We start from the raw sequence: 10,000 nt of genomic DNA, 5'->3' as shown, positions 1-10,000 counted from the left end.
TTTCCGCTGTGTTTACTTTTTCCAGCTTCACAGGTTGCAGTAAGGCATCCACCTTGTCCGCCCCTACACCTAAGCTATCGAGCTTAGCCAGTTGCAGCTTTTTGCTGTAATCCCGTAGTAACTCATTGAAATATTTATCAATCATATCCAGCTGCGACGACATGTTATACACCACAGTCCACTGGCTTTGCGAAAGGTTCGCCACATCAGCGCTAAAATCGTCGGCGATGATAATAGCTAAATCAAACTTGTTATCGCGAATAGCTTGTTTTAAGGCTTCGGGATCAGTTAAATCTGACTCAACCTTTTTAAAGTTCTTATGGTAAAACAGCGCTTCTGCCAGCTCTGGTGCTTTATCGGCGTTGATAATCACATAACGGTGTTCTTCAGCTTCGGCATTTTTTGCCACGTTCGCAACCACCAGCCCCATAATGCCAAACAGCACAGGGAACACCAGTATCGGCAGCAGAATGACAAAAAACATGGTCTTTTTATCACGGAGTAATTCGGTCAGTTCTTTTAAATACACTTGCCACATTTAGTTGTACTCCCTGTTTTGTCCTGCCGGATTAATCACATTCATAAAAGACTGGCGTAAGTCACCGTCCGCACTTAAGGCTTTAAATACATCAAAGCTGTCTGAAAATGCGCTGACGCCTTTGTCTATCACCACCACCCGATCACACAAAGAGGCCACTTCATCTAAATGGTGAGTGGAGAAAATGACTGGCGTGCCTTGCTGTTTCAGGCTGCGGATAAAGTCCAGCACGGTTTGAGTGGTCATAATATCCAGGCCTGTAGTAGGTTCGTCCAAAATCACCACTTTAGGCGAGTGCACTACGGCGCGGGCTATGGCGGTTTTTTGTTTCATACCGCTGGACATAGCTTCGGCTTTGCGGTTGGCAAAGTCATGCATATTAAGCAGGGTAAACAGCTCTTCGATACGCTGTTTTAATGCAGCTTCACTCATGCCATGCAAACGGGCGAAATAAGCGATATTTTCATAAGCTGTCAGGCGGCCATACAAACCTGTACTGCTGGATAAAAAGCCGATTTTTTTCCGCGCCTGTATAGGCTGCTTTAATACATCAACGCCTTCAATCAGCACAGAACCAGAATCTGGCTGCAACGCCGTTGAGAGGATTCGTAAAGTGGTGGTTTTGCCGGCGCCATTGGGGCCCAATAAGCCCAATACCTCGCCCGAACCACAATCAAAACTAACGTTTCGTACCGAATGGAAAGCTTCTTTGCTGTAGCGCACATCTTGTTTTTCACTTTCTGACAGCTTTTGGCCACGACTGATGGCAAAAGATTTAGCCAGCGCTTCTATTTTTATCATGCCTTATTCCCTGCTGATGCTTCTGTTGCTTTGTATAAGTCAGGTCTGTCGTTTTGGTCTGAAGTAGCTGGTGTCTGCATAAAAAGCCAGATCCTGCTCTTTGTACCAGCCCGGAACACCTAACAAAGGTAACGGACTAAGCTGTTGATTATCAAGCAGCACTTCAGCATGTACAAGCTGTTTTGCCAATAAGTTATCAACAAAATTGTAACCTTTTATCCCTTGGGGTAACTCTGCCTGTTCCGGTAGCTCAATACTCCATAATTTGCCTGTTAAGCCAATAAAAGGCTTAGTCGCCATTTCATAATTGGCATGACCAAACATCAAAGGTGTTAGCCTTTCCCATTGGGCCCGGTGCTGATAAAAAGCTTGTGTCCATTGATGATTACGCAGCAAATCCAGCAAATAACGCTCTGATGGTTTAATACAAAGCAGCACTCCACATTCATCCAAAAGCGTTAATTTATGCCGTATTTTGCTGCGCTCTTTGCTGCCAAACTGGTGGATTTGCTCCATATGCAGCTGGTTCATCACCTTTTTAGTTTTAGGAAATAAACACCAAATTAAAGCGCCAAATAAGTCGTGCCAGTTATTGGCACGCATTGGAATTTGCTGGCTTTGATAAATAAAGTCTTCGTAGTAACGGCCGTCCTGGTCCAGTACTGTGCTGTCGACAAAACTCCAATCTTGTAATGCGGTATGTTGATGTAACCATAAGGTCAGCAGCTCTGGGGATGGGAAATCTGTTTGCTCTGCTAAAGGAAAAATAGCGGCCAAAGCATTGAATAGTCCAGGCTCAGCAAAGAGGTCTGGCTGCCATTCTGTTGGTGCTGTGAATCGGGAATTTACGCTGTTTTTTTGCATGAATAAGAATAAACCGTTTGTTGAGCTGAAACCATACCGTAGCAATTACCTGAGAAAAGCACGAAAAACCTCTTGCAATTTTCCCGTAAGCTGGCAAATTCAAGGAGTACGTTTAGACGTACATACTGCCAAAATGAAATGTATCCGTCGTAGTTGACGCCGCAGCTTTGCCTGCGTTCGCTCGCCCCACTCACATAGTCTTTCTATGTTCATGGGGGCTCGTTCGCTTAGCGCCACGCTGCAACACGAACTACTTCGGATAGCGATCTGGATTAATTAATTTTAGAGGTTACCTATCATGTGTTCGATATTCGGGGTGCTTGACATCAAGACTGATGTTAAAGCCTTGCGCCAGCAGGCGCTACAGTTATCTAAGTTATTACGCCACCGTGGACCAGACTGGTCGGGTGTATGGAACAACGACAATGCAATTTTAGTGCATGAGCGTCTGGCGATTGTAGATACTGAAAATGGCGCTCAGCCCCTGATTAATCCAAATCGAAATCACATTCTGGCAGTGAATGGTGAGATTTATAATCACAAAAATTTAGAGAAAAATTTAAACGTCGACTACCAGTTCCAGACCAAGTCAGACTGCGAGGTGATATTGCCTTTGTACCTGGAGCACGGTGCTGACTTTATTGATCAGCTGCAGGGTATGTTTGCTTTTATTCTGTATGACGCAGAACAAAACCGTTACCTGATTGCCCGTGACCATATCGGCATTATCCCGCTGTATTACGGTTACGACGAACACGGTCAGCTTTATGTAGCCTCAGAATTAAAAGCTCTGGTGCCTGTGTGTAAACAAATGCAGGAATTCCCGCCAGGCCATTACTTTGATAGCAAAATTGGCAAACTGGAAAAATACTACAAACGCGACTGGCAGAGTTTTGATGCAGTCAAAGACAATCCTGCTGACCTGGGCGAACTACGCGCTGCGCTTGAGCAAAGCGTAAAAAGCCATCTGATGTCTGATGTGCCTTATGGTGTGTTGTTATCCGGTGGTCTGGATTCCTCGTTGATCTCAGCTATTACTCAGCAGTTTGCCCGTAATCGCGTAGAGGACGATGGTCAATCCGAAGCCTGGTGGCCTCGCCTGCACTCTTTTGCAGTGGGCTTGCAAGGTTCACCTGATTTGGCTGCAGCCCGCAAAGTAGCGGACGCTATAGGTACAGTGCATCACGAAGTGCTCTTTACCGTACAAGAAGGTTTGGACTCACTGCGAGATGTAGTCTATTTCCTTGAAACTTATGATGTGACTACTATTCGCGCTTCAACCCCTATGTACTTAATGGCCCGTAAAATAAAAGCCATGGGTATAAAAATGGTGTTGTCGGGCGAAGGTTCTGATGAAATTTTTGGTGGTTATTTGTATTTCCACAAAGCACCAAACGCTAAAGAGTTCCACGAAGAAACTTTACGTAAGCTGGACAGGTTGCATATGTTTGACTGCAACAGAGCCAATAAAGCCATGTCGGCCTGGGGTATCGAAGCTCGTGTCCCTTTCCTCGACAAGCACTTTATGGACGTCGCCATGCGGTTAAATCCAGAAGCCAAAATGTGTGGCAAAGGCAAAATGGAAAAACACATTTTGCGTCAGGCCTTTGATGGCTTGTTACCACACGAAATTTTATGGCGTCAAAAAGAGCAGTTTTCTGACGGCGTCGGCTATAGCTGGATTGACAGCTTAAAAGCTCATGCTGAAAAAGAAGTGTCTGATCAGCAAATGGCCACTGCTGCTTTCCGCTTCCCGGTGAATACGCCGGACAGCAAAGAAGCTTATTTCTATCGTGTGATTTTTGAAGAACATTTCCCACACACTGGCGCTATTTCCTGTGTACCTGGCGGTAAGTCGGTCGCTTGTTCTACCCCTGAAGCTTTGGCATGGGATGCCAAAATGGCCCAAATGACTGACCCATCAGGGCGGGCTGTGCGGGACGTTCACGAACAAGGTTACTAAAACCTTAAAATGGGGTCAGATCACATTGTTAACTATTAACAATGTGATCTGACCCCATTTTTCTTATCTTCTGCTATACCTCTCAAGTTATTGTATTTTTTTTCGGCGAATAATGCGTTTTTATCGGGTTTCGCTAGCGAAATAGTCTGGTAGATCGTATGTTAGGCGCCATCTGAATCTGTCCTGAATTATGGATCTAAGACTGTGATCAATTTATCCAAATCCCTGTTCACTTTAGTGCTGCTGGCCGGCTTAAGCGGGGATCTGAATGCAGAAACGGCTCTGACTGGCCAATGGCTAACTGACTTAGAAAAACAAACCCTACTCGACCCACAAACCTCAGGCGTGACCTTTCGTAAAGGTGAACTGGTAGTCGTAGGTGACCAAAGCGCGCATGAAACAACCCGGATGAAATTATTCCGTATTGACCCCGCTACTGCGGCAGCTATTACTCAACCTATTCAAATTACAGTGGCGGATAGTCTTAAAAACAGCTGTTTTTACAACTATTTAATAGATAAGCCTGATTTAGAGGCTTTAACCTGGGACAGGTTGGACGACACCACTTTAATTACCGTGACTGAAGATGCATCGAGCTATCAGTTAAGTAACGAGTGTGCAAAAAAGTTTAGTCAATCTAACTCGACGGCTTACCCAACGCTGTTATTAAAAATTCAGGTTGATAGCGCCCTAACCCGCGCCGAAATTGTGGCTGTGCGGCCAGTCCAGTTCCCGCTGGAAGCTAAAGTTGGCAATTTCCCTAATGATGGTGTGGAAGGTTTAGCCGTAGATGACCACCAGAATTTATATCTGGCTCTTGAACAGGACATGGCAAACAAGCCTAAATTATTCAAAACCCGGCTGACACAAGATTTCTGGCTGCGCGACAATTTTGTCAAAGTGATAGATGCAAATCTGACCCTGCCGGTTCTGGATGAGGCGGACCATCCAATTAATGGCATTGAGTTTTTACCCAGCCCAATTCTGGGACATCCCGGCTATTTAGTGGCTGTAGCCCGGAATGACGATGAATTGTGGGTGTTTGATTTAACCAACCGTATTCCACCTTTTGTACAAAAACTGAGTTTTTATGTCAGCACAGACGACAGTGGCCTCTGTCCTGCTTACGACAAGATGGTACAAACTGCGTTGGAAGCCGTCACCATTGCTAACGGCACAGTGTATTTGATCAACGATCCCTGGAAACAGCATTACGCAGACAATATTCAGTGCGGCACTCATACCGACAAATTTAACCGAATGTCACCGCTGCTGTTTAAAATGCCGGTTGACCCGCGTTGGTACACCCCCTACCGGCCAAAAACCCAAACCGCTTTACCAGCAATCAGTGGATTAGCGGCTTTGGATCAGAATCATTACCTGGCAGTGCAGGATAAAAAAATTCAGCGTCAGGGAGATCGTTTAACTCTGATCCAATTGAATCAGGACCAGCAACTCACCGCACAAAATTTATTTGTTACAAACTGGCCCTCAGGTCAGGCATCCAATGATTTAGAAGCTGTTTGTGCTTTACCTGGTCAAAATGCTGAATTCCTTATCGCAGAAAGCGGTACCTGGCAAGGCTCCTTTGGACGGCTGTTTCATATTAAAGTTTTCCCCACTTATGCACAGGTGCTAAATACCTTTGAATTACCAGTGGAACGCGACAGCAGTCCGGAACAAGATGGTGATAATTTTGAAGGTTTAGCCTGTGCAAAAAAGGATGTAAACCGCTACCTGGTGATTTTAGGTGAACGTGGTACTGCCACTACGGCGGGCTTTTTACAATGGGGTGAACTGGATATAGCTGCTGCCAGCATTCAGTGGAATAGTCAGAAAATTCAGGTGACAGGCCCAACCGGACTGAAAAACCGTAACTACAACAGAGTAATAGCCGACTTACATTTGGAAGCCGATGTGCTCTGGGCTAGTGCTGTGCTGGACAGTTCGGATAACGGTCCCTTCTCCAGCGCTGTATACCCACTGGCATTGGTGAATCCAGCTGCAAAACAAGCCATTAGCCTGATGGCAGAACGGCCTGTGTTATGGCAAATCGACGGCTTTAAAGTGGAAGCTTTAGCCAGTCCAAGTCCATTGCTCCCGGGTTCTGCTTTGATGATTGGCACAGACGATGAGAACTACCATGGCCAATTCCGGCCTTTAGCAACAACAGAGCAAAGTCCTTATGGCAATCCCAGCCCCAAACCAGCCACAACAAAATAATCCGCTGCATGGTTTTACCCTGCAGCAGATACTGGAGTTGCTGCTTGAGCAGCAAGGCGGTTTTGCAGCTTTAGCAAAGCAAATACCGCTAAAATGTTTCAGCAATAACCCCAGTATTAAATCCAGTCTGACCTTTTTGCGCAAAACCCCCTGGGCCAGAACACAAGTGGAAGAGTTGTTTATCAAGCTAAAGCTGTACCAAAAGAGCTAGTGTCTAGCATGGTTATTCGCTTGATCACCCCTGCGGATGCTGCTCTGCTGTCAAATTATTATCAGGACAATGCTGAGCATTTTAAGCCCTGGCAGCCACAACGAGATGACAACTATTACAGCGAAGCCGCGCTTTTTGCCTTGTTCACTGAGTATCAGCACCAGCGGCAAAATGGCAGTGCAGCCCATTTCATTGCGCTGCTGGATGGCAAGGTCGCAGCACACTGTTCTCTGACGGCTATCCAGTATGGTCCATTCAGAGCTTGTTTTATCGGCTACGGCGTGGCGCACAACTATCAGGGAACAGGAGTGATGACCAAACTCTGTCAGTCTGTGATCAGTTATGCCTTTGACGAACTGCAGTTAAACCGCATCATGGCAAACTATATGCCGTCCAATCTACGATCAGGCAAGTTACTGAAAAAGCTCGGATTTGCTGAAGAAGGTGTTGCAAAACGCTATTTGCAGATCAATGGCAACTGGGAGGATCATATTCTGACCTCCTTATTAAACCCGCATAGCGACATCAACCAGACAATCCAGACTTCAGGGAAGTGGTAGTCACATCCCTGAAGTTGCTGCAGATCAAACGCCCCTGTCAGGCTACATAGCCTAGCCACTTGGCCTGGCAACAGCTTGTTAGAGTGGTAAATCAAACCAAAGCGCTCTGACTGCATCAGTGCCTGCTTTGACCATAAGCTCAGTCAACTGAGTCAACTTGATGCCATCCCCTGCCTTTAACTTTTGATCTGCTATATCAAGCTCGCCATTGATCAAATGCAGGTAATAAGCCCGGTCAGACTGCACTGGCATCATCTGCTGCTGTCCTGGCAATAAAATAAGCTGTGACAGGCTGGCATCCTGCTTAATGGTTAAAGTACCGTTGCGGCCATCAGGTGTAATGACTTCAGTTAAACCAGGCTGTTGGCCAAAGTTTTTTTGCTGATAACCAGGAGCACCATTGAGTTGATTAGGTTGGATCCAGATTTGTAAAAACTTAAGCCTGTCATTTTTACTGGCGTTGTATTCACTATGAGAAATTCCTTTACCCGCGCTCATTAACTGGAATTCGCCTGCCGGTAGTATTTCTTCATTACCTGCCGAATCTTTATGCGCTATTTTGCCTTCGAGCACATAGCTGATGATTTCCATATTGCGGTGACTATGAGTCGGAAAACCAGCGCCCGCTGAGACTTCATCGTCATTAATCACCCGCAATTCTGAAAAACCCATTTGTTTTGGATTGTAATAATCTCCAAAAGAAAAGCTGTGTTGACTTTTTAACCAACCGAAGTGGGCTCTTCCCCGATCTGCTGAGCGAATAATTTCAAACATTTTGTATCTCCGGTTCTTATGAATAAAAACGACTTAATCTGTTATGGCAGCAGTATAAGTTGAAAATGACCGGCTGAATAACAGACAAAATTGAGCATTTAATTCAAAAATTCTAAACATTGGAGTCTGAGACACCTCAGCGCCACTTGCCTGCACAGCAACGGCCTGTTGATGCTGTTCAACTAATTTTTACAATGCTAGAGTGGTGTCGATGACATCTTCATACTGGTAAAAGGAAAACCCATGATCACCATCATTACCTTAGTTATTGCCGTCTTAATTCTGTTTTTCATCGCCAGCATCTACAACCAGTTGGTGAAGTTGAAAAATCGCTTTCAAAACGCTTTTGCTCAAATTGAAGTACAGCTAAAACGCCGTTATGACCTAATCCCTAATCTGGTGGAAACAGCAAAAGCCTATATGTCCCATGAACGGGAAACACTGGAAGCCGTCATTGCCGCACGTAACAGTGCCATGAACCAATTAACGGCGACCGCATCTCAACCTGGCGATGCAGCAGCGATAAGTCAACTGGCAAACGCAGAGTCGGCCCTGCAAGGCGCAATGACAAAATTTAGCATGGTGATGGAGGCTTACCCTGATTTAAAAGCTAACCAGAATATGATGCAACTGACCGAAGAGCTGACCAGCACAGAAAATAAAGTGGCTTTTGCCCGTCAGGCATTTAACGACGCGGTCACTGAATACAACAGCTATAAACAAAGTTTCCCTCCTGTCCTCTTTGCAGCTCTGTTTGGCCACTCAAATGATGCGAAGTTACTGGAATTTGCTGACAGCGCAGCCATTCAGGCTGCTCCTAAAGTTAGTTTTTAGCGGCGCTGAAGCCTGGCCGTGTTTACTTCAATTTGTCCTTTATCTCCACCGCAACTGAGACTTCGGGCAGAGCGTGCCTCTGGGTCCTCTCTGCACTACAGCGCCAATTACTTTGAGAACTACAGCTATGGCCGTTGATTTTTTCGCCGCTCAGGACAAAGCCCGTAGCAATACCAGATTACTGGTGTTGCTGTTTAGCGTCGCAGTGCTTTGTCTTCTTGTACTGACAAATGCGTTGTTGCTGGTAACTTTAGGTGTAATGGAACCTGAGCACTATCAGCTATTAGTCAACCCTGGGCATCCGGACTGGCTGCAGCGGCTGCCCTGGAGCATGATGGCCTGGGTTAGCTTAGCACTCTTTGTTGTCATAGCTATAGTGATCAGCATTAAGCAAGCGGAGCTGAGTCAGGGCGGTCAGGTGGTTGCCAAAGCTCTGGGAGGAACCCGCCTTGACCATGCCAACGCTGATGCTAAACAACGGCAATTACTCAATGTAGTTGAAGAAATGGCGATAGCCTCAGGAGTGCCGGTGCCTCCGGTGTATTTAATGCCTGAAACGTCGGTGAACGCCTTCGCCGCCGGCTATTCACCAGCAGACGCAGTGATAGGTATAACTCAGGGCAGTCTCGACCTGCTGAACCGCGACCAGTTACAAGGCGTCATAGCACACGAATTCAGCCACATCCTCAATGGTGATATGAGGATGAATATTCGCCTGATAGCCCTGTTGCATGGTATTGAGTTTATTGGTCATGCGGGCTATTTCCTGCTACGAAGCGCCAGCCACAGAACTGCAGGGATTCGTAGTTCTAAATCAAAAGACAACGGCGGCGCTATCTTAGGATTGGCGATAGGATTGATGATCTTAGGGTATTTAGGCACTTTTTTTGGTAGCGTGATCAAAGCGGCTGTCAGCCGTCAGCGCGAATTTTTAGCCGACGCCAGCGCAGTACAATTTACCCGCAATCCTGGCGGGATAGCTGGAGCCTTAAAAGCCATAGGCGGCGCTGTGTCAGGTAGTAAAGTGAAAAATCCAAATGCAGATGAGATGAGCCATATGTTTTTTGGTGAGGCAATCAGCAGGTGGAGCAGTATCTTTGCCACTCATCCACAGTTAAAAGAAAGAATAAAGCGGATAGATCCAGGCTGGGATGGTACTTTTCCAACAGAAGCCGAATTAAAACGTCAAAGTAACGCGCCACAGCCTGAAACCAGTTCTGCGACACAGCAGT

At 46.1% G+C, this 10,000-nt stretch carries 10 protein-coding genes; 6 read left to right on the top strand and 4 right to left on the bottom strand.

What is annotated here, in order from left to right; genetic code table 11:
* From LDL40_RS02845 to LDL40_RS02835, 3 genes are all read right to left on the bottom strand, one after another.
* Window positions 1-538, bottom strand: a 538-nt coding sequence (locus tag LDL40_RS02845; protein WP_300993580.1) for an ABC transporter permease, incomplete at its 3' end; no start/stop codon positions are given.
* Window positions 539-1,339, bottom strand: a complete 801-nt coding sequence (locus LDL40_RS02840; RefSeq protein ID WP_300993579.1) for an ATP-binding cassette domain-containing protein — start codon at window positions 1,337-1,339, stop codon at window positions 539-541. It lies immediately after the preceding gene.
* 39 nt (window positions 1,340-1,378) lie between these two features.
* A complete protein-coding gene (locus LDL40_RS02835; protein ID WP_300993578.1) occupies window positions 1,379-2,203 on the bottom strand; it encodes a DUF3025 domain-containing protein in 825 nt (274 codons plus the stop codon).
* A gap of 298 nt (window positions 2,204-2,501) precedes the next feature.
* Between LDL40_RS02835 and asnB the strand changes: the two genes are divergently transcribed.
* The 4 genes from asnB to LDL40_RS02815 all read left to right on the top strand — a co-directional run bounded on the left by asnB (window position 2,502) and on the right by LDL40_RS02815 (window position 7,160).
* Window positions 2,502-4,166, top strand: a complete 1,665-nt coding sequence (asnB, locus tag LDL40_RS02830; RefSeq protein WP_300993577.1) for an asparagine synthase B — start codon at window positions 2,502-2,504, stop codon at window positions 4,164-4,166.
* Between the two features lie 204 nt (window positions 4,167-4,370).
* Complete coding sequence (locus tag LDL40_RS02825; RefSeq protein ID WP_300993576.1) at window positions 4,371-6,389, top strand: hypothetical protein; 2,019 nt, start codon at window positions 4,371-4,373, stop codon at window positions 6,387-6,389.
* Entirely contained in the window at window positions 6,352-6,600 is a 249-nt protein-coding gene (locus LDL40_RS02820; protein WP_300993575.1) for a VF530 family DNA-binding protein, read from the top strand. Before LDL40_RS02825 ends, LDL40_RS02820 begins: the two co-directional genes overlap by 38 nt.
* Before the next feature lie 8 nt (window positions 6,601-6,608).
* The gene (locus tag LDL40_RS02815) at window positions 6,609-7,160 is read left to right on the top strand and encodes a GNAT family N-acetyltransferase (RefSeq protein WP_300993574.1); all 552 of its coding nucleotides are present in this window, start codon (window positions 6,609-6,611) and stop codon (window positions 7,158-7,160) included.
* Window positions 7,161-7,238: 78 nt separating this feature from the next.
* On the opposite strand, the gene LDL40_RS02810 is transcribed toward LDL40_RS02815, so the two are convergent.
* Window positions 7,239-7,934: a pirin family protein gene (locus LDL40_RS02810; protein ID WP_300993573.1), complete on the bottom strand. Its 696-nt coding sequence runs from the start codon at window positions 7,932-7,934 to the stop codon at window positions 7,239-7,241.
* Window positions 7,935-8,177: 243 nt separating this feature from the next.
* Between LDL40_RS02810 and LDL40_RS02805 the strand changes: the two genes are divergently transcribed.
* Together LDL40_RS02805 and LDL40_RS02800 are read left to right on the top strand one after the other, a co-directional pair.
* On the top strand, window positions 8,178-8,768 hold the full coding sequence (locus LDL40_RS02805) for a LemA family protein (protein ID WP_300993572.1): 591 nt from the start codon (window positions 8,178-8,180) through the stop codon (window positions 8,766-8,768).
* Between the two features lie 127 nt (window positions 8,769-8,895).
* Window positions 8,896-10,000: M48 family metallopeptidase (locus LDL40_RS02800; protein ID WP_300993571.1), on the top strand; the 1,105-nt coding region annotated here is incomplete at its 3' end.

The organism is Rheinheimera sp. (assembly GCF_020217005.1).
In the GTDB taxonomy this organism is placed as follows: Bacteria; Pseudomonadota; Gammaproteobacteria; order Enterobacterales; family Alteromonadaceae; genus Pararheinheimera.
This window is presented reverse-complemented; position numbering and strand designations above follow the sequence as displayed.

Bases quoted from the DNA above. Each gene is read 5' to 3' on its own strand.
- LDL40_RS02840 (WP_300993579.1), bottom strand. From the start codon at position 1,339: ATGATAAAAATAGAAGCGCTGGCTAAATCTTTTGCCATCAGTCGTGGC.
- LDL40_RS02835 (WP_300993578.1), bottom strand. From the start codon at position 2,203: ATGCAAAAAAACAGCGTAAATTCCCGATTCACAGCACCAACAGAATGG.
- asnB (WP_300993577.1), top strand. From the start codon at position 2,502: ATGTGTTCGATATTCGGGGTGCTTGACATCAAGACTGATGTTAAAGCC.
- LDL40_RS02820 (WP_300993575.1), top strand. From the start codon at position 6,352: ATGGCAATCCCAGCCCCAAACCAGCCACAACAAAATAATCCGCTGCAT.
- LDL40_RS02815 (WP_300993574.1), top strand. From the start codon at position 6,609: ATGGTTATTCGCTTGATCACCCCTGCGGATGCTGCTCTGCTGTCAAAT.
- LDL40_RS02810 (WP_300993573.1), bottom strand. From the start codon at position 7,934: ATGTTTGAAATTATTCGCTCAGCAGATCGGGGAAGAGCCCACTTCGGT.
- LDL40_RS02805 (WP_300993572.1), top strand. From the start codon at position 8,178: ATGATCACCATCATTACCTTAGTTATTGCCGTCTTAATTCTGTTTTTC.